Origin of the sequence: Rhodococcus sp. NPDC059968 (assembly GCF_042738615.1) — a bacterium.
Taxonomy (GTDB): domain Bacteria; phylum Actinomycetota; class Actinomycetes; order Mycobacteriales; family Mycobacteriaceae; genus Rhodococcus_F.
In genome coordinates, this window is sequence record NZ_JBHWUE010000065.1 from 36,265 (window position 1) to 54,938 (window position 18,674).

Consider the following 18,674-nt stretch of genomic DNA (forward strand, 5'->3'; position numbering starts at 1 on the left):
CGAGAACCCTCAGGCGGGGTGCGCCACCGTGTCGAGGAAGTCGGGTGCAATGGTCGGCCACTGCGCCCGCCAGCGGCCGCCGCGTTGGGCGTCGCGAAGGGATGCAGCCACCGAGCGTACGGGCGGACTCGCGTCCAGCAGGAGTCGGGGAAGATGCAGCCTCGAGCAGGTCGCCGCGGCCGGAGCGAGGACCTGTTCTGCCTCGGCCATCCTGCCCGCCGCGGCGAGGCACGCCGTCAACAGCACGTTCGCCTGCACCAGTGCCCGCGGCCGACCCTGTGCGGTGGTGGCCTGCACCAGTGCCCGAGCCCGGGAACAGGCAACCTCCGCCCGGGCGTTGGTGTGGTCGGCGAGCAACAGCTGGATCGCGGAGACCTCTTTCGTCTGCGCCGTGATCGTCGCGATTCCGTTCGCCGGCGCGGTTTGTGGGGCTATCGCGGGCGGGGGCTGGCCCTGTCCCCGAACGTCGAACCCCTCGGGGACATCGGAAGCGAGAGCCTGCCGGACTCGTTCGCCGTCGACTCGGGCCGCCAGTCGTGGAAGTGACATGGTCTGCGCGATGTCGCCCCCTTCGGTCAACAGGGCGGTCGCCGACGCCGTGTCGCCGGTGAGGTGCTTGACACGAGAACCGATGACATAGATGGCGATCATGAAGTCGACGAGCGCGATTTCCGATCCCAGCTCGCGGCTCTCGTCGAGCAAGCGTCCCGCCTCGTCCAGGCGGTTCTGCTCATAGCGCACGCCACCGAGCAGGGCGCTGGCCATCCGTGCCGCATGCGATCGGGTGCCCATCGATTCCCTCGCGACCTGCAACGCGTGCTGATAGCTCTCCTCGGCGCCGGCGACGTCGAGTTGCTCGGTGGCGGCCAGGCCTGCATAGCAGGATCCGTAGACCGCACTGAACGGGCCGTTGGAACGGCGATGGTAGGGAGCCGCCCACCGCTGCAGCGCTCGCGCCTCGTCGAACTCGAATCGGTGGATCTTCACAAAGGAAGACAGATTCGCCGCCACCGAGACCAGCCACGGGCTGTGGTCATCCGGGCTGGTCAGGCACGGGGCGACCAACTCCTCCACCCCGTCGGTGTGGTCGGCGGTGACGGCGAGGACGCCGCGGAGCACGTCCGCCTCCACGGCCAGCATCTTCTCCGCCTCGGGTGGTGGTGTACGGGCGAGGAAGGTGTCGATACGGTTCAGCGCCGCCTGCGCCGCAGCGGACCGGTGCAGTGACACGTTCGCCCACGCCACCGCGGTCTGCAGCAATGGACGCGTCAGGGCTTTGCCTGCGGGAAGTTTCGCGACCAGACCGAGCAGGGTGGCCATCTGCCCGTGTGATTCCAACACCATCGCGTGGTTCTGCACCAGATCGACCGCGTGGTCTTCCTCCCCGGCGGCCAGCGCGTGGTCGACCGCCTCGGTAAGGAGCTGGTGCTCGGTGAACCAGCGGAATGCGGTTCGGTGGAGTTCGAGGAGCCGATCGGGTTGGTCGCGTTCGAGGCGGGCACGGAGGAATTCGGCGAAGACACTGCTGAATCGGTACCAGTCCCCGTCGTCATCCGCGCGGTACAGAAAAAGCTCCCTCTTCTCGGCGTCCTCGAGCATCGCTCGACCCGCCTGACTGTCGGTGAGCGCGGATGCGAGGTCACCGCAGATGCGTTCGGGCACGCAGACCGCGAGCAGGAAGTCCAGTGTCCCCGGATCGAGGGAGTCCAGGACGTTCTGCACGAGGTAGTCCCCGACCGCATGGTATCGGCCGGACAGCTTCTCGATGAAGCTGGCGGCGTCAGTGCGTCCGCGCAATGACAGTGACACCAGCTGCAGAGCGGCCGCCCACCCGTCGGTCGACCGTAGGATGCGGGAAATGTCCGGGTCCCCGAGGGGCAACCCCCCGAGCTCGACGAAGAACATGTGCGCCTCGATGTCGTCGAATCGTAAAGCTGTGGAGTCTATTTCGATCAGTTCGTCGCGCACCCGCATTCGGCTCAGCGGGAGGCCGGATCCGGTTCGCCCGGTCACGACGAGCTGCAGATGGTGGCAACTGTTGTCGATCAGGTACTCGAGCGCGGCGAGGGTGGTGGAGTCGGTGACGCGGTGCCAGTCATCGATCACCAGAGCCATGCGCTGGCCGCTGTGGTGGATCTCGTCGATCAGCGAGGTGAGCACGAACCGTTCGGCGTCGGTGTCGTGGCCTTCCAGAATTTGGACTAGTTCCTCGGCGAGGGAGGCCCGGACCTGCCGGATCGCCTCGATCAGATGCGCGAGGAACCAGACTACGTTGTTGTCGTCGCGGTCGATGGTGAGCCAGGCGACGGCAGTGCCCTCCGCAAGCAGCTGGGCCCGCCATTGCACGGCGACCGTGCTTTTCCCGAATCCAGCGGGACCGTGAATCACGATCAGCCGGCGGTCCCGACCTGCCTGTAACTTTGCGATCAGCCGAGACCGCTCGACCAGTGGGCGGATCGATGTCGGCGGCCGATACTTGGTCGTGGGGCTGGGCGGTAACCGGCCCCTGAACGAGGCGCCGCGGATCGGTACACTCCCCGCCTGGGGCTCGCGCGCACCATCGACGTCGTCGCCCCCATTCGTGCCCGAAACCCCGAGGATCGGGACTCCCGGCACTGCCATCGAATCGACGGGAAGCGCTCGCCGATACTGGATCCGCCGTAGCTGCTCACCGAGTTCTGCGGCGGTGGGGGGCCGCGCCCCCGGATCACGCGCCATCGCATGTTCGATCGCGGCGCACAGATCCTCCGGAAGTGTCTCTCGCAGATCCGGGACCGGATCACGCACGATGCGTAGGAACTGGGTCACCACGTTCTCCCCGGCGCGGCGCTCGAACGCGGCGTGACCGGTGACCAGTGCAAAGAGCGTCGCTCCGAGGGAGTAGATATCCGAGGCGACCGTTGGGGGCTGGCCTTGAAGCACTTCCGGCGCGGTGAATGCCGGTGAACCGGTGATGACGCTGCGGGAAGTTTCGAAGCCGCCCTCGACCCGGGCGATTCCGAAATCGCTGAGCGCAGGTTCCCCGTAATCGGTCAGCAGAATATTGGCGGGCTTGACATCGCGGTGCAAGATTCCGGTCCGATGCGCCACCTCGAGAGCGCCCGCCATCCTGACTCCGATACCCACAACCGCCCGCCAGTTCAGAGGTCCGTCGTCGTGAAGCCGCGCATCGAGGGATCCACGAGCATGGAAGGCCATCACCAGATACGGACGCCCAGAGGCGGTGACACCTGACTGCAAGATGGTGACGATGTTCGGGTGCCCGGACAACACGCCCATCGCACGCTGCTCGCGCAGAAACCGCTCCCGGTCCTCCGGCCCGACCTCCGACTGCATGACCTTGATCGCCACAATGCGGTGCAACGAGACCTGCTCGACCCGATATACAGTGCCGAAACCACCGCGGCCCACAACCCGCGGGTCCGCGAATCCTTCTTCCTCGAGCTCGGACTCGATGCTCATGGCGGGTTCACGCTGGGTCGAACCCGGGTCGGACTCGGACATGCGTTCACCTCTTGATACAGCGGAGCATCGCATTTGCGTGTTGAAGGCATTTCTACTCGCTCGAGGGCGACCGAACCACCGCTGTCAGCGAGGGTTGGCTGGGCGCGTGCGCAGGGTGGGGCACTCGAACAGCCCGTCCAGCGTGAGGTGATGAGCCGACGGGCTCCCGCCGTTTCATGCTGGATTGCGGAAGAGCGGGAGGTCGTGACCGAGTCGTCGGCGTTTCGCATCGAGATAGGGCAGATTGTGGATGGTCGCAGTGGTGTGTAAGGGCACTCGTTGGGTTTCGATCCCGCAGCCTGTGAGGCAGGAGGCCTTGTCAGGGTTATTCGTCAGTAGCCGAGTGCTCATGATTCCGAGGTCGTCGAGGATGTGCGCACCGGCGGTGTAGTCGCGGGCGTCCACCGGGAGCCCGAGGCGGAGGTTCGCGTCGACGGTGTCCAGACCACCGTCCTGGAGCGCGTAGGCGCGGAGCTTGTCGACGAGCCCGATTCCGCGGCCTTCGTGGCCGCGGAGATAGACGAGAACACCACGACCTTCCTCGCCGATCATGTGCAGGGTTGTGTCGAGTTGGTCGCCGCAGTCGCAACGGCCGGAGCCCAGCACGTCCCCGGTCAGGCATTCGGAGTGGATCCGGGTCAGGACCGAGTGGCCGTTGCCGAGGTCGCCATGGACAAGCGCGAGGTGCTCGACTCCGGTGACAACATCGCGGTAGCCGTGAGCTGTCAATACGCCGTACTTCGTGGGGATTCGGGCGGTGGCCTGCCGCTGCACGGTCGGTTCGTGGCGCTTGCGGTATGCGACGAGGTCGGCGATCGAGATCAGCGCCAGCCCGTGTGCGTCGGCGAACTCCCGGCACCGCGGACCTCCCTTCACGGTGCCGTCGTCGTCGACCAGCTCACTGATCACGCCGACCGGTGGCAGCCCGGCGAGTCTGACCAGGTCAACTGCGGCCTCGGTGTGGCCGGGTCGTACGAGCACTCCGCCGTCGCGGGCGCGGAGCGGGAAGATGTGCCCGGGACGGACGAGCTGATCCGCTTCGCTGTCCGGATCGGCGAGCGTTCTGACGGTGAGGGCGCGGTCGTGTGCCGAGATACCGGTGCTCACCCCGTCGCGCGCATCGACGGACACGGTGAAGGCGGTCCCCATGCGGTCGTGGTTGTCCGCGGTCATCAGAGGCAGGGCCAGCCGATCCAGCACCGAACCGTCGGCGGGTGCACACACGATCCCGCTGCTGTTCCTGACCGTCAAGGCCATCAGCTCCGGGGTGGCATGGCAGGCGGCGAAAACGAGGTCGCCCTCGTTCTCGCGGTCGTCGGCGTCCAGGACGACGACGGGCCTGCCCGCGGCGATGTCGTTGATAGCCCGATCGATGGTGTCGAGCTGCAGCTTGGTCATTGTTCGCTCCTGACCGAGGGGCGTTGCGCGCAAGACAGGTCGGAGCCGTCGAAGAACTCGCCCGCGCGGTAGACGAGCGCAGGTCGATCCGAGTAGTCGGCACTCACAACCCGTGCGATGAATGCGGTGTGGGTGCCAAAGTCCAAACGTTGACAGATCTTCGCTTCCATCCACGCGCAGGTGCCGGTGAGAACGGGCGTCCCGTGCTCGGCCCGTTCCCAACCAATGGTCGCGAACTTGTCGGCTCCTTTGCTTGCGAACACTGCGGCCGTCGAGCGTTGATCCGCGGCGAGGATATTGATGCCCAAATGTGTGGAGTGCAACAGCGGGTCGTGAGTTGCGGACGACTGTTGGACACATACCATGACGAGCGGTGGATCCAGCGAGATGCTCGTGAAGGCGTTGACCGCCAGCCCTTTCGGCGTGTCCTGATCTGTGGTTGTGACGACGGTGACGCCGGTGACAAACGTGCGGTGGACGCCGCGCATGGTGGCGTCGTCGACGGTGGGGACAGGGTGGGTAGTCATTTCTGCTCCTGGCGTGCGGGTGGTGCCGAGGGTGTGGGCGGGAAATTCGACCCGCCCACACCCGGGGGTCGGGGGTCAGTCCCTCAGTGCGATCCAGACCGACTTCTCTTCGGTGAACTCGTCGAGTCCGGAGCTGCTGAGTTCGCGTCCCCAGCCGCTCTGCTTGGCGCCGCCCCACGGCACCGAGGGGTCGCACAGCGGCGACATGTTCACCCACACCATGCCGCTGCGGATGTCGGCGGCGAGTCGGTGCGCCGCAGTCAGGTCGCGAGTCCAGATGCTCGCCCCGAGCCCGTAGGGAGTGTCGTTCGCCCGGGTGACCGCTTCCTGGATGTCGTCGTAGGGCATCACCGACAGGACCGGACCGAAGATCTCCTCACGAGCGATGGTCATCTCGTCGGTGACGTCGGTGAACACGGTCGGCTGCAAGAAGTTTCCGCCGGCGAGGTCCCCACCAGGCCGTCCGCCGCCACCGACCAGGCGTGCTCCTTCGGCGATCCCCTTCTCGACGTACGAGGCGATCCGGTCCAGATGAGTTTTCGACACCAGCGGACCCAGTACCGTCTGCTCCTGCAGTCCGTGGCCGATCGGCAGCGTCGCGGCCGCCGCGGCAAGATGCTCGGCGAAGGTGTCGGCCATCTTCCGCGGAACGAAGAATCGGGTGTACGCAACACAGGTCTGGCCGCAGTTGACCAGACCTCCCTCGAGGTTCCCCGCGACCGCGGCTTCCAGATCCGCCGACTCCGTGACGATGCTCGGAGCCTTACCGCCGAGCTCCATGCTCACCCTCTTGAGGTTGCCGCTGACCGCCCGCACGATCTCCTTACCGACCTGGGTGGACCCGGTGAACGAAACCTTGTCGACGTCGGGGTGCTGCACGAGAGCCCGCCCCACCTCCGGACCACCGGTGAGGCAGTTGACCACTCCATCGGGTACCCCGGCCTCGACGCAGATCCGTGCCAGTTCGAGAGTGGTCAGCGGGGTGTCCTCCGCGGGCTTGAGGATCACCGTGTTGCCGGTTGCGAGCGCGGCGGCGAGTTTCCAGGACGCGAGCAGGAGGGGGTAGTTCCACGGCGTGATCAGTGCACACACCCCGACCGGCCCGCGAGTGGTGTAGGCGAGGACGTCGGGGATCGAGACCGACTTGACGGTTCCCTCGATCTTCGTGCACCAGCCGGCGTAGTAGCGGAAGGTCTCGACGGCGAACGGCACGCTGATCCCGGACGAAAAGCTCAGTGGCTGACCCTGGTCGAGCGTTTCCATGCGGGCGAGGCTGTCGGCGCGTTCTTCGATGAGGTCGGCGATGCGCCACAGCAACCTGCCGCGCTCGGCAGCTGGGAGGTGGCGCCAGGATCCGCGGTCGAAGGCGGTACGTGCCGCAGCCACAGCGCGTTTCACGTCCTCGGTGCCGGCTTCCGCGCAGACACCGATCGTCTCGCCCGTGGCCGGATCCAGGGTCGTGAACTCGGCGCCGGATGCCGAAGGAACCCAAGAGTCCCCAATGAGAAGTTGTGACACGGTCATTGTCGTTCCAATCGTTGTCGAAGTTGTTCGGGCTGTGGGTCAGTCGGAGTCGGTGCCGCGGAGTCCGAGTCGCCGGGTGTCGCGGTCCGGCCTGATGAAGACGGCCCCGGCGAGTCCTCCGACGATCAGGAGAATCCCGCACCACAGGAACGCGGTGCGGTACCCGTCGGTGGGGGTGGCGGCGGTGTCGACGAGCACGCCGGCGACGAAGGGTGCGATCACGGCGAAGGCGGTGACCACCGAGTTGAAGCTGGACAGCATGGCACTGCGCTGACCGACGGGCGACGACTCGGCGACGAGGAGGAAGCCAATCGTGTGCACCGTGCCGGCGAACCCGAAGCTGACCAGCAGCAACCCGGCCGCCCAGGGGCCGGTGCCCATGGCCACGGCCACCACGAGGAGTTCACCACACAGGCACACCACTACTCCCATGTACACCCCGCGTGCCCAGCGGGTGCCGACGCCGCGACGGACCAGAACCCCGCTGAGCCAGCTGAAGAAAATGTGCCCGAACGCCATCACGAGCCCGTATACCGCGATCAGCCAGCCCACTGTGCCCGGCGAGTAGCCGAGCCCGCTCACGAAGTAGCTGGGCCCCCACACGCTGAACACTGCGAAGGAGAAGTACCCCGGGGCGAGTACGAGGATCGGCGCCCACCACGACGACGCCGCGAACAGACGGCGGTACGGAACCCTGACCTCGGCTGCGGGGGTGTGGTCCCCCGGCAGATCGGCCGCCGAGTCGTAGGTGTCCAGGGGGCCTTCCCGGCCGACCAGCTTCCATCCCGCGGCCCAGACGAGACTGACGACGGCCATGCACCAGATCGCGGACTGCCACCCGAAGTTCGTGATGAGGTAGGTGAGGACGGGTGCGGCGATTGCGATACCGAGCCCGGCGCCGAGATTGACCAACGACGCCGGCACCGCCCGCCGGGAGTCGGAGAACCATTTCTGCACGGCATGGGAGGCGAGGGGTGCGGTCGGTCCCTCCGCGGCGCCGAGCAGAAGACGGTTGACCAGCAGGCCCGCCAGTGACGGGAACAGCAGCAGCGGCATCATCGACACCGACCACGCCAGCGCGATGACCAGGAGCAGACGGGTGCTGGTGAAGCGGTTACCGAGAAACCCGACGACCACGCCTGTCACGCCGAAGAGGAGGAAGAAGATGCTGCCGGCCAAGCCGAATTGGCTGGCGGTAAGGCCGAGATCCCGCATCAGGGGTTCGGCAGCGAGTCCGAGGACGCTCTTGTCCGCGAAGTTGATCGTCATCAAGACACACAGCATCGCTGCGATGAGCCAGCCGCGGGCCGGAGTGCGAATCCCACGTGCAGGTGGTGCGGTCGCAGATGTGGGCTGTGTCGGAACGGTGTCAGCGCTGCGCGCGTCGGCGGTCATCACCGTGCTCCCTTCGAATTGTCATGTCGGCCCTGGGCGAGCGCGCGCTTGAGGATCTTGCCGGTCGCGTTCCGCGGGAGGTCGTCGCGGAACTCGACCAGCCGCGGATATTTGTGGCCGCCCAGCCGGGTTCGGCACCAGGTGACCAGTTCGAGCTCACCGAGTGTCGAGCCGGGTTCACGGATGACGAAGACCTTGACCTCCTCCCCGTGCCGCGGGTGCGGTATGCCGACGACCGCGGCGAGACTGACGTCGGGGTGGCCCATGACCACCTCCTCGACCTCACGGGGATAGACGTTGTAGCCGCCACGGATGATCAGGTCCTTCTTGCGGTCCACGATGTAGAGGTAGCCGTCGGCGTCGCGTCGCGCGATGTCGCCGGTGTGGAGCCAGCCGTCACGAAGCGCGGTCGCCGTCTCGTCGGGTCGCCGGTAGTAGCCCTTCATGACACCGTGGCCGCGCACGAGCAGTTCACCCGGATCGCCGGGGCCGACGTCGTTGCGCTCCTCGTCGACGATCCGAACCTCCACACCCCACACGGGGAGTCCGACGGAGCCCGGACGGGACGGACGATCGTGGCGGTTGAACGCGACGACCGGACTGGTCTCGGACAACCCGTACCCCTCGAGGACGGGCACACCGTATTTGGCCTCGAAACCCTTCAGCACCTCCATCGGCAGCGGAGCACCTCCGGCGACCGCATAGCGCAGCGTGCCGCGGATCCGGTCGAGGTCGACGCCGGAATCGTCGGCTCCGAGGAGGTCCCAGTACATGGTGGGAACCCCGGCGAAGAAGGTGACGTCCTCGGCCTGCATCAGTCGCAACGTGTCGGCGGCGGTGAACCGCGGCTGGAGTACCAGGGTTGCGCGCTTGTAGAAGCCGGCATTCATCTGAATGGTCTGCGCGAATGTGTGGAAGAGCGGCAGTGTCACCAGGTGCACGTCGTGCGGGTGATCGGCGTACATGACATCGAACAGGCGGGCGTTGAGCACCAGGTTGGCGTGGGTCAGTTCGGCGCCCTTGGGTTTGCCGGTCGTGCCACTGGTGTAGAGGATCACTGCGGTGTCCCCGGGCCGTGTTGCCGTGGTGTCGAAGGTCGGCGGTTGTGCACGCAGCGCCTCGCCCAGCGATGTCACCCCGGGGAGTGGCGAGCGCGCTGCCATGGGGTCTGCGGCCGCGGAGAAGAAGTGTGCGCACCCGTCGACGTCCGCGAAGGCCCGGAGACCGTGTTCGTCGATCGGCAGTTCCTCGGACCCCTCGAAGCAGAAGAACGCCTTGGCCTCCGAATCGGCCAGGTGGTAGGTGATCTCCTCGGACTTGAGGAGAATGTTGATCGGTACCACCACCACGCCGGCTTTGAGGGCGCCGTAGTACACGGCCGGAAAACTGGGCACGTTCGGGCAGGCGAGGACGATCTTGTCGCCGGGACCGATGCCGAGGCCGGTCAGCAGGTTCGCGACGCGATTCGCCGCGGCGTCGAGATCTCCGTACGTCAGCCGGATGTTCTCGCACACCACCGCCTCACGGGCGGGGTGTTCGCGAGCCGAATCCTCCAGCAGGACAGCGAGGTTGAGCATGTTACTCCTCCGTCGAAGTATCGTGGCGCGACGTCATGCGACGGGCGGGGCGATCAGTTCGAGTTGAATGTTGTCGGGGTCGCGGAAGACCAGCACCGAGCCGTACGCGGTGTCCGCGATCGGTGCCTGAGTGAGCGGCTGATCGGCCGCGCTCGACTGCCGAACACCGAGTTCGGTGAGGCGATCACCCCACGCGGACAGTTCGTCTCGACCGTCCACCCGGAAGCTCAGGTGGTCGAGGCCGCTGCGTGTCTCCGCGAACCGTGCACCCGGGTTGTGCTCGTGGTGATGAAGCCCGATGACGAGTCGGAAATCATTGTCCGCCAATACTTTGGAAGTTCCGCCGTCGTGCGGCACGTCGAGGACGTGCTGGATGCCGAACACCTGCTCGTACCACTCGACGCTCGCATCGAGGTCGCTGACCGTCAGCGCGACGTGGTGGACAACCGGAATCTGGACCATGGAAACCTCCGTTTGTGATCTAACTCTCAATGCAGCGATACGATACGGTGTCGTTTGCATTCGGTCAATAGTCGGAATTGCTACATAGTCGCTGGATAAATTCGAACAGGAGGCCTTGATCCTCCTTCGTCGTTACGATACGGTGACGTTTCGCAACAGAGCGGCCTTCGCGCCGAGGGGCCTGCAGACACGGGCACGGAGCTCAGCACCACACCGGTGCACCCCGCACCCCGTACAAGGCCCCACCCCGCTATCGACGAAGGAGACAGCATGTCGACACCGACCACCGATCCCGAACTCCACTTCGGATGGTTCATCCCGACCATGGGGGACACCACCGCATTCGGCGATCCGAATGCACGAACTGCACCGAGCCTGGAACTCTTCGAGCGAGTCGCCAAGTCCGCGGAAGCGGCGGGGTTCGAATATGCACTGGTGCCGGTTCAGACCGAGTGCTACGAGGCGTGGATCGCCTGCGCAATGGTCGCCGCCCGCACCGAACGCCTCACCCTGCTCGTGGCGGCTCGGCCGGGAGTGATCGCGCCGACCGTCACCGCCAAGATGATCAGTACCTTCGACCAGCTCTCCGGCGGACGCGTCGCGATCAATCTCATCGCCGGCGGATCGCCGACGGAGGCGGCCGCCGACGGACTCTTCCACGGGCACGACGAGCGGTACCGGCTGATGGACGAGACCGTCGAGATCATGAAGCGGGTGTGGACCGAGGACGAGCCGGTCACCTACCGCGGTGAACATTTCACGGTAGAGGGTGCCGTCGTCAAGCCGCGCCCGCTCCAGAGACCCCATCCGGAATTCTTCCTCGGCGGGCTGTCCGATGCGGCCGTCGACGTGTGCGCGAAACATGCCGATGTGTATCTGTTCTGGGGCGATCGGCCCGAGATGATCGCGCAGAAGATCGCCGAGGCGAGGGAACGGGCCGCGGTGTACGGACGCGAAGGCGAACTCCGTTTCGGAATGCGCCTGCAGGTCATCGTCCGCGACACCGAGGCCGAGGCGTGGAACGCGGCCGACGCGCTGATCTCCGGCATCGAGGACCAGGGATGGGGCGGGGCCTGGTCGGATTCGAATGCCCAGGCACGCATGCAGGAACTCGTGCAGGCTGACGACTACCGGCTCGGTGACCACCTGTGGAGCGGCATCACCAAGGTTCGGCCCGGCGCGGGCGTCGCAGTGGTCGGAAACCCGCAGCAGGTCGCCGACACCCTGTCGGAGTTCGTCGACGTCGGCTGCACACACTTCTGCCTCTCCGGCTACCCACACGACGACGAGGCGACCCGGTTCGGTCGCGATGTCATGCCGCTGATGAAGCAGCGGGCAGAGGCCGTCACCACCGGGTAAGACGCGCACGATGCTGACGCGACGGCCCGGTAGCGCTCACACCGGGACGGCCGCGCCAGTTTCGTGACAAAGTCGTGTCGAACAGGAAGAAGAACGGGGCACAGTCCTCGAATATCACCAGTTGAAAGGGAGGTTCGCCGAGGTGGGTACTCCCGCTGTTAAGGTACGTCCAGGTAATGGATCCCGACGTCGAGGGGGCTCGATGGCTGATCCCGCAAGCCCCAACCGGGGTGGCCGACCGCGAAGTACCGACACGACTACGGCGATTCTCGACGCGACCCTCGAACTGTGGAGGGAGCTCGGCTACAGCGCAGTCAGTATCGACGCGATCGCAGCACGGGCCGGCGTGAGCAAGCCGACGATCTATCGTCGCTGGCCCGGTCGGCAAGCAATTCTCGTCGCGGCCATCGAACGCCTCGTCCCGCCGGGCGAGATTCCCGATCTGGGATCCTTCCGCGACGAAGTCGTGGCGTTCTTGCGCGATCGGGCAGAGATGTACCGGACCAGCGGCGTCCGGCGCATCATGGCCGGCGCGGTTGCTGCGAGCGCGGAAGACGAGAACTTCCACCGCGACGTCGAGCCGTTCCTCGATAGGTTCCCCGCCGGAATGCGCATGATCATCCAGCGCGGTATCGCTCGTGGCGACGTCCGCCCCGATGTCGACATCGAGTTGCTCACCGCAATGATCAACGGATCCTTCTACTACCGCAGCATCATCGAACACAAGGGTCTCGACAATCGAGCGGCGGAGTACGTCGCCGATATCGTCACCGTCTCTGTTGCTCCGAACGACAGTGCGTGAGGTCTCGCCGCACTGCGTTCCCTCACTCGTAAGACACGAAATCGAGACGACAGGGGTAGTTGAGCAGGGAAGAGAACGAGGACAGTGTGGTGTGACGCTTCGCCATGACCGACGACGGCCCGGACTTCCACGACACCCCGGGCTTTGAGCCGCCGGCCGCGTGGCTGCTCGCGATCGCAGCCGTGGTCCGGGATCTGCGGTGCCTGCGATACGGGCGCGACGTGCAGGTAGAACGTCTGGTGTGGGAACTCGCGATCAGCGACCAGAACGCGGTCACCCTCGGCTGGCGGGGGTCGGGGGTCGGGGGTCGGTGGGTTCACATCTCTGCCAGGGCGTATCGTTGGATGCCCCCTACCCGCAGGCCGCGGTCTGGGTCGCCGACACCGCGCAAGGCGAGCTGACCGGCTATGAGTTCATCCAGTGGCCATCGCGAGGACGGCACATCCTCCACCCCCGACTACGCGAGGAAGGATCGGTGTGGGTCGACCCGCACACCGACACCGCGGTCGCCGCCATCGGTGAACTGTGCGAGCAGCGCACGTCACGATCGAGCGGTTGCTCATGCTCTGCTCGTCGCCGGCGCGGATCGCCGCGGCCAGCGCATGCCGGTCACCCTCATCCGGCAGCGTCAGTGCGGGGATGAGTTTCTCGTAGCCGGTGACCAGGCAGTCGGGTACCGCCGGCGTTCATCAGCTCCCGCAGCTTCGTCAACGTCGCTGTCGAGATGTCCGGGCGATCCTCAGCCAAGTTCTCGAATGTCTCGCCGGAGGATGCGATCCGTCCACCGCGCGTGCACCAGGCCGGTCTGCGCGAGCCGGATCAGCACATCGCGTAAAACATTCGGGTACAGCACATTCGCGCCGCAGAAGCACGGTGAAGGTCACGTCAGTACAGCCCGAGGTCTTCCGTCAGGGCCGCCAGCTCGTCCGCGGCGGCACGCGAGCTCCCCAGCTGCGTCCGCTGGTAGGCAAGCAGCGACGATGCGAGGATCCGGCGATGCCGGCCGACCATCCGGTACTCGATGTGCCCCTCGTCGAGCAGCTTGATCACATGCGGGCGCGAGACATTGAGCATCTGCGCGGTCTGCTGGGTCGTCAGCTCCGCATGGGCGGGGACGACGGTGACCCCCTGCCCGGCGGCCATATTAGCCAAGACCTCGCGGATCAGATCGAGCGCCGCACGGGGAAGATGCACCGACTCCGAGGTACCGGCCACGGTCACATCGAGAGTCTCCCCCGCCGGATCGACATCACGAAGCAGCTGCAGTGCCTGACGGGCCTGCTCCTGCTCGACAACGCTCGGCTGATCATGCGCTGCGGACACCACGCCACCTCCCAAACGAAATATACGCAACAAACGAAACAACCGCAACGACGGCGCGGTCTTTGCGGCGATCTTCGTCGTATGTCGGTCACTCAGCTGATACCAAACGTCCTGTTTGCCTGATTACATGCCCGGAGTGAAGAAGACAACCTTCGGGATGGCAGCGCTGGCCATCTCCGCACTGATCAGCGGCTGCGGTAGCGGCACGCAGTCCAGCACCACCTCGACCACCACCACGGCATCGGTGGCCCGGCTGGTCGACGCGTCGAGCGCGAGGCCCACGACCACCTCGAGCGCAGCGCCCGCCACGACAACCGCCGCCCTGCCGGTAATCACAACGGCGGCCGTCGCCCCGCCGGTGGCCCCGGTCGCGCCCACGACGACCGTTGCCGTTGCTCCCCCGCCGGCCCCCGTCGTGATTCCGGCAAACCCCCCGGCGCCGATCCACACCACTCCGCAATCATCGGTCAGCTACGCGTCCTGCGCCGACGCAAAAGCAGCCGGCGCAGCGCCGATCTACCAAGGCGAACCCGGCTACTCGACGAAACTCGACCGGGACAAGGACGGCATCGCCTGCGACAAGTGATGCGGCGTCAACATCGTCGACGTCACGCCGTAGTCGACTGTGCGGGTCACAGGGGGCACAGGGTTTGCCGGGTCCGGTTCCAGAACGGAAACAGCTCCGGGCTGCCGGCGTCCGGGTGTTGCCGTTGCGCCTGTTCGACGAATTCGAGGACCGTCTTTCCGGTGGTGTGCGACAGTGCGCAGGCGTCCAGACTCAGCTTCGCCGACGCCACGAACCCGACCCGCTCGGCGTACGGGCCCAGGACCCCGGAATCGACGAACGGAGCGAGGCCTGGCCCCCACCGGTTAAAGGCGGACTGCAACCCGAAATCACAGGGCTGCCCGAAGAGTTCACTGCACGTCGTCGGTACGCCGTGGACCATGACCGCGGTATCGGGCAGCGGGCGCGGCGGCTCGGGCGCATCCGGTCGCGACGCGACCACCCACACCACCAGCACCGCGGCGCCGACGACCAAGCACACCAGCACCGCCTTCAGGACCTGCTTCATCGCTCACCCACCTCGTCACACACCTTCATTGCACCACTCCCGCCCTCCGTCCGGCTGACACACGGCTGGACGGAAACGAGAAGACCAGAACGGGAGGGCCGTTCGACCGCACCCACCGCGTGGCATTCCCGCTCGGACCAGCAGCCGACATCAGGGGTGAGGTCCGGTGCATTCCTCGTGTATGTCTCGGCCGCGCCAGCGTGCGGTGCACCACCAAATGGCGCGGAGTCCTTGCCGGCGCTGGATATTGTCACCGAGATCGTCGGGCTCGATCATCCCTGGGACATCGCGCCAGCCCCGGACGGCACCTTGCTCACAGCGAGCGCGCCGACGCTTCGACGTCACCTGCACAGTGGGCCCTGTTCGGTGCCGGATTCCTCCAACTCGGCGCCGCGCTTACCTGCTTGAAGAGAAGCTCCCCACATGAGACAACCTCGTCGTCGTACCCGCGTAAACCCAGCGGCCACGGAGGCCGATCTCGGCGCGCAATCGAGGGGGCGGTGACCGCGGCGCGCCGCGGTCACATCGAGCAATAAGGTCAGTCTTGGTCGCGGATGAACTGGTGGAAACCCGGAACGGTGAAGGCGAGGACTCCGCGTTCGGGCGCGTAGACGAGGCCCTTCTTGATCAGTTCGTCACGCGGCACGGACAGCGCCGACGCGCTGGGCTTGCCCATCGCCCTGGCCAGGTCCCGGACGACGACACCATCGCCATCGCCTTCCTCCGCCAGGGCACGCAGCAAGTCCTTCTGCGCCGGTGTCGCACGGTCCCACCGCGACTGGTAGAGACCGGCATTGACTTCCGCTCGCGCGATTTCGGTGCCGACCTGCGCGTCCTCGACGGTGAAGACCGGGCCTAAGGCGTTGTTCCACACCGCCTTCCCCACCTCCTGCAGGAAATAGGGGTAGCCGTTGGCTGCGTCCAGAGCCAGCCGCAGCGCCGCCTCGTCCCATTCGGCGTCCCGCTCGATGACCGGTTGCACGAGCGCCGCCCGCGAGTCCAGCTCGCTCAGGGTCGACAATGCCCGGAACTGGTACAGCCGCTCGGCGTAACTGTTGGCCGTGGCCAACTGCGACGGCAGCGACGGCAGGCCCGCCCCGACCAGGAACAACGGCAACACCGGCGAGGTCTGACTGATCTGATGGAGGGCGGTGCTGACCGCCGCCATCTCGTCGGCCGTGGCCTCCTGCAGCTCGTCGATCAGGATGAGCGCACCGACACCCAGCTCACGCACGGTCTCCCCGAGAACGACGAACAGGTCGGTCAGGTCGGTGGACAACCGGCCGGTGTCCGCGAACCCGGCAGCCGGGTCGATATCGACGCCGAGGGTGACGACACCCACGTTCAGCGACACCGTGAACGACTTGAACACGCCCAACAGTTGGGTGAGCATGCGTGGGTCGAATCGCCGCGTCGCGCCCCGCAGGCTGGTGGCGAGCGTGGTGGCGAGTTCCTCGGCCATGGGATGACCCTTGCGGACCTCCAGCTTGGCGACGATCCAGCCACCATTGATCGCAGTGCGCGCGAGTTCCCCGATCAACACGGTCTTGCCGACCCCCCGCAATCCGGTGAGAATCCAGCTGCGATCCCCTTCGCCCAGTTCGGTGATCCGCCGGCGAACGATGTCGAAGTCCCCGAACAGAGTGTCGCGACCAGCGAGAATGGGCGGGCGCAGACCGGCACCGGGCTTGAACGGGTTGAGGACGGGATCCATTCATCAGACATTATCAGTCTTTATAAGACGTCCCGTTATAAAGACCGATACGACCGCACCTCGCGTTTAAGCAACGCACCGTGCGCTCGGCCGCACGCGGTAGCGGCAGAGGCGTGCACCCGACCAGTACCGGTGTGGCCGCAGACGACCGTACCTGCCGCTGATGCACGGGCCGCCGGCGCCAACCGAACCGCCGACCGACGTGCGTGATGTGATTCGGTCCACGGTGCCCGCGATCGACGGCCCGCCGGCACGGAATGGAGGACCGAGATGACCGAAGTCGACCATATTGACGTGCTCGGGGCGCAGTCCGTGCTCGAGGTGGCCGAAGTAGTCGCCGCGGTACTCGGGGCCCGGATGGCGATGGGCGGCGAACCCGGACGCATCGTGGTCACCGGAACGCCCGATCCCGATCTTCGGGTGGTCATCGGGCTGGCGATCAACGACCGCGGGATACCCGAAAGGTGGACCAGACGAATCACGATCACCCACGATCGCAGTAGCGCCGAACGCCACCACTTGGCACAGCACCTACACCGCGCCCTCACCGAACGCCGCGACTGGGCACTCACCGTCACCTCCGGCGGCCCACCGAAACCACACCCCCAACCCTCATCGCACACCCAGGGAACATGACCCGCCCGCGGAAAGACACACGCCAAAACCCCGACGCCGCCACCTCGTGCGCGCCGGGGAGCAAGGCCCGGGTACAGGACGGCCCACTGACCGGTCCTCGGCGCCGTCGACCCGGACACCGGCACACGCCACCACCCGCCGCGGACAAACACCTCATACCTTGGCCGTATCGCCGCGTGTCCAGCTCTTGACGCTGGCCTATGAAGCCCTTTGCTCACCGGGTCCGAATCCGGTTCGGCGAGTGGGGAGCGTTTGATTCGGCGTCGCGGATTGGTATTCCTGCTCAACTATCCACGCCGCGATCTGACTTCGGGAGTTGAAGCCAAGCTTGGTAAGAATATGTTCGACGTGGCCTTGAGCGGTACGTTGCGAGATCACCAGTTCGGAGGCGATTGCCCTGTTGGTCATCCCCTTCGAAACCAGCTGCGCGACCTGCCGTTCTCGTCGTGTCAGCGTCGTGTCAGAACATGCGAGGTCCTGGTTGGTCGTTCGAGTCTCGCCGAGAGCGAAGGCAACAGCGTCGACGACACACGTATCCCATCCGTTGGAATACGCTGCCTCGAAAGCTCGATCGCCGAGTGCACGTCTTGCCTGCTGCTCGCAGCGCGCGTGGTGTGGGAGTAGCTGTGGAGAGACGATGCATGCTCCGCCGACCACACGCGCCGCTCCAAGGAGGACCGCCGCTCGGCGAGCGTCTCGCTTCCGCCCAGAGATCCACGCTGAAATCTCCAGGCACCCAGCGACACCCAGACGGTCGTTAACCCGAGAGGCGGACCGCAAGCAGTCTTTGACCATACTGTCCGCTCGTGCGAGGTCGCCGTGTTGGAAGGTTGTCAGGGCTGCGATCCATAGGATCCACCCACGGTAGGTCTCTGTTCCACGAGTGTCGCCTATTTCCGAAGAGCAATGATCAGAACTTGTGGGTGCGACACGATGTCGCGCATGTGAGTGAGCTCGTGGATTGGAGGTCGGCAATGCCGGTCACGTAGTTCTCGGTTGGTGTTCGCGACCGATCCCCGCCCTGACGTGCGTCGACGGGTCCTGCCCGTGGGGGTGCGAAGCTCAGGGAAGAAGCCCAAGGGCCCCCGTTCCGTCCGGGGGAACGACCGGGCGAGGGGAAGGCCGGACGGGCGAATGCGAATGCGTCAAGCAGCGGTCTCACAGCTACTACGGGCCAGTCCGCCGGCGCGGACCCGCATCGGTACTCGATCCCTCACGGTTTCAGCCGCTCGGAACACTCCCTCTCACCCATCCCTGAACCTTGGGGATGGGCAGTATCGGGCCACGCCTTCTCACGTTCCACGCAAGAGCGGCAGATCGGGCTCACGTCGCCTGTATGCCGGACACCGCCTGGCCAGTAAGCGGGACTCCCGCCAGACT

The 18,674-nt window shown here is 66.0% G+C and carries 16 protein-coding genes; 5 read left to right on the forward strand and 11 right to left on the reverse strand.

Going from position 1 to position 18,674, the window contains the following annotated elements:
* Nucleotides 1–9 precede the first annotated feature (9 nt).
* The 7 genes from ACFWAY_RS36970 to ACFWAY_RS37000 all read right to left on the reverse strand — a co-directional run bounded on the left by ACFWAY_RS36970 (nt 10) and on the right by ACFWAY_RS37000 (nt 10,387).
* Complete coding sequence (locus ACFWAY_RS36970; protein ID WP_378514017.1) at nt 10–3,504, reverse strand: protein kinase; 3,495 nt, start codon at nt 3,502–3,504, stop codon at nt 10–12.
* 174 nt (nt 3,505–3,678) lie between these two features.
* Nucleotides 3,679–4,902, reverse strand: a complete 1,224-nt coding sequence (locus ACFWAY_RS36975; protein WP_378514018.1) for a bifunctional 3,4-dihydroxy-2-butanone-4-phosphate synthase/GTP cyclohydrolase II — start codon at nt 4,900–4,902, stop codon at nt 3,679–3,681.
* Entirely contained in the window at nt 4,899–5,390 is a 492-nt protein-coding gene (locus ACFWAY_RS36980; protein WP_378514019.1) for a flavin reductase family protein, read from the reverse strand. Before ACFWAY_RS36980 ends, ACFWAY_RS36975 begins: the two co-directional genes overlap by 4 nt.
* A gap of 114 nt (nt 5,391–5,504) precedes the next feature.
* Complete coding sequence (locus ACFWAY_RS36985) at nt 5,505–6,953, reverse strand: aldehyde dehydrogenase family protein (protein ID WP_378514020.1); 1,449 nt, start codon at nt 6,951–6,953, stop codon at nt 5,505–5,507.
* Nucleotides 6,954–6,992: 39 nt separating this feature from the next.
* Nucleotides 6,993–8,348, reverse strand: coding sequence for an MFS transporter (locus ACFWAY_RS36990; protein ID WP_378514021.1), 1,356 nt, complete (start codon nt 8,346–8,348; stop codon nt 6,993–6,995).
* The gene (locus ACFWAY_RS36995) at nt 8,348–9,925 is read right to left on the reverse strand and encodes a long-chain fatty acid--CoA ligase (RefSeq protein WP_378514022.1); all 1,578 of its coding nucleotides are present in this window, start codon (nt 9,923–9,925) and stop codon (nt 8,348–8,350) included. The genes ACFWAY_RS36990 and ACFWAY_RS36995 overlap by 1 nt, the downstream gene beginning before the upstream one ends.
* Nucleotides 9,926–9,958: 33 nt before the next feature.
* Nucleotides 9,959–10,387, reverse strand: a complete 429-nt coding sequence (locus ACFWAY_RS37000; RefSeq protein ID WP_378514023.1) for a VOC family protein — start codon at nt 10,385–10,387, stop codon at nt 9,959–9,961.
* Between the two features lie 270 nt (nt 10,388–10,657).
* Between ACFWAY_RS37000 and ACFWAY_RS37005 the strand changes: the two genes are divergently transcribed.
* The 3 genes from ACFWAY_RS37005 (at nt 10,658) to ACFWAY_RS37015 (ending at nt 12,949) form a co-directional block, all read left to right on the forward strand.
* Nucleotides 10,658–11,746: an LLM class flavin-dependent oxidoreductase gene (locus tag ACFWAY_RS37005; protein ID WP_378514024.1), complete on the forward strand. Its 1,089-nt coding sequence runs from the start codon at nt 10,658–10,660 to the stop codon at nt 11,744–11,746.
* A gap of 202 nt (nt 11,747–11,948) precedes the next feature.
* Nucleotides 11,949–12,548 (forward strand): TetR/AcrR family transcriptional regulator, encoded by a 600-nt coding sequence (locus tag ACFWAY_RS37010; RefSeq protein ID WP_378514025.1) that lies wholly within the window; start codon nt 11,949–11,951, stop codon nt 12,546–12,548.
* Nucleotides 12,549–12,652: 104 nt separating this feature from the next.
* Entirely contained in the window at nt 12,653–12,949 is a 297-nt protein-coding gene (locus tag ACFWAY_RS37015) for a hypothetical protein (RefSeq protein ID WP_378514026.1), read from the forward strand.
* A gap of 484 nt (nt 12,950–13,433) precedes the next feature.
* Here the strand turns inward: ACFWAY_RS37015 and ACFWAY_RS37020 are convergent, their stop codons facing one another.
* The gene (locus ACFWAY_RS37020; protein WP_378514027.1) at nt 13,434–13,871 is read right to left on the reverse strand and encodes a helix-turn-helix domain-containing protein; all 438 of its coding nucleotides are present in this window, start codon (nt 13,869–13,871) and stop codon (nt 13,434–13,436) included.
* Between the two features lie 127 nt (nt 13,872–13,998).
* Between ACFWAY_RS37020 and ACFWAY_RS37025 the strand changes: the two genes are divergently transcribed.
* Entirely contained in the window at nt 13,999–14,457 is a 459-nt protein-coding gene (locus tag ACFWAY_RS37025) for an excalibur calcium-binding domain-containing protein (protein ID WP_378514028.1), read from the forward strand.
* 46 nt (nt 14,458–14,503) lie between these two features.
* Here ACFWAY_RS37025 and ACFWAY_RS37030 read toward each other — a convergent pair whose 3' ends face one another.
* A complete protein-coding gene (locus ACFWAY_RS37030; RefSeq protein WP_378514029.1) occupies nt 14,504–14,944 on the reverse strand; it encodes a hypothetical protein in 441 nt (146 codons plus the stop codon).
* Between the two features lie 538 nt (nt 14,945–15,482).
* Complete coding sequence (locus ACFWAY_RS37035; protein WP_378514030.1) at nt 15,483–16,658, reverse strand: ATP-binding protein; 1,176 nt, start codon at nt 16,656–16,658, stop codon at nt 15,483–15,485.
* 270 nt (nt 16,659–16,928) lie between these two features.
* Between ACFWAY_RS37035 and ACFWAY_RS37040 the strand changes: the two genes are divergently transcribed.
* Nucleotides 16,929–17,294: a hypothetical protein gene (locus ACFWAY_RS37040; RefSeq protein WP_378514031.1), complete on the forward strand. Its 366-nt coding sequence runs from the start codon at nt 16,929–16,931 to the stop codon at nt 17,292–17,294.
* 198 nt (nt 17,295–17,492) lie between these two features.
* Here the strand turns inward: ACFWAY_RS37040 and ACFWAY_RS37045 are convergent, their stop codons facing one another.
* Nucleotides 17,493–18,089, reverse strand: a complete 597-nt coding sequence (locus ACFWAY_RS37045) for a response regulator transcription factor (protein WP_378514032.1) — start codon at nt 18,087–18,089, stop codon at nt 17,493–17,495.
* Nucleotides 18,090–18,674 lie beyond the last annotated feature (585 nt).

Bases quoted from the DNA above. Each gene is read 5' to 3' on its own strand.
- ACFWAY_RS36970 (WP_378514017.1), bottom strand. From the start codon at position 3,504: ATGTCCGAGTCCGACCCGGGTTCGACCCAGCGTGAACCCGCCATGAGC.
- ACFWAY_RS36975 (WP_378514018.1), bottom strand. From the start codon at position 4,902: ATGACCAAGCTGCAGCTCGACACCATCGATCGGGCTATCAACGACATC.
- ACFWAY_RS36980 (WP_378514019.1), bottom strand. From the start codon at position 5,390: ATGCGCGGCGTCCACCGCACGTTTGTCACCGGCGTCACCGTCGTCACA.
- ACFWAY_RS36985 (WP_378514020.1), bottom strand. From the start codon at position 6,953: ATGACCGTGTCACAACTTCTCATTGGGGACTCTTGGGTTCCTTCGGCA.
- ACFWAY_RS36990 (WP_378514021.1), bottom strand. From the start codon at position 8,348: ATGACCGCCGACGCGCGCAGCGCTGACACCGTTCCGACACAGCCCACA.
- ACFWAY_RS36995 (WP_378514022.1), bottom strand. From the start codon at position 9,925: ATGCTCAACCTCGCTGTCCTGCTGGAGGATTCGGCTCGCGAACACCCC.
- ACFWAY_RS37000 (WP_378514023.1), bottom strand. From the start codon at position 10,387: ATGGTCCAGATTCCGGTTGTCCACCACGTCGCGCTGACGGTCAGCGAC.
- ACFWAY_RS37005 (WP_378514024.1), top strand. From the start codon at position 10,658: ATGTCGACACCGACCACCGATCCCGAACTCCACTTCGGATGGTTCATC.
- ACFWAY_RS37010 (WP_378514025.1), top strand. From the start codon at position 11,949: ATGGCTGATCCCGCAAGCCCCAACCGGGGTGGCCGACCGCGAAGTACC.
- ACFWAY_RS37015 (WP_378514026.1), top strand. From the start codon at position 12,653: ATGACCGACGACGGCCCGGACTTCCACGACACCCCGGGCTTTGAGCCG.
- ACFWAY_RS37025 (WP_378514028.1), top strand. From the start codon at position 13,999: ATGCCCGGAGTGAAGAAGACAACCTTCGGGATGGCAGCGCTGGCCATC.
- ACFWAY_RS37030 (WP_378514029.1), bottom strand. From the start codon at position 14,944: ATGAAGCAGGTCCTGAAGGCGGTGCTGGTGTGCTTGGTCGTCGGCGCC.
- ACFWAY_RS37035 (WP_378514030.1), bottom strand. From the start codon at position 16,658: ATGGATCCCGTCCTCAACCCGTTCAAGCCCGGTGCCGGTCTGCGCCCG.
- ACFWAY_RS37040 (WP_378514031.1), top strand. From the start codon at position 16,929: ATGACCGAAGTCGACCATATTGACGTGCTCGGGGCGCAGTCCGTGCTC.
- ACFWAY_RS37045 (WP_378514032.1), bottom strand. From the start codon at position 18,089: ATGGTCAAAGACTGCTTGCGGTCCGCCTCTCGGGTTAACGACCGTCTG.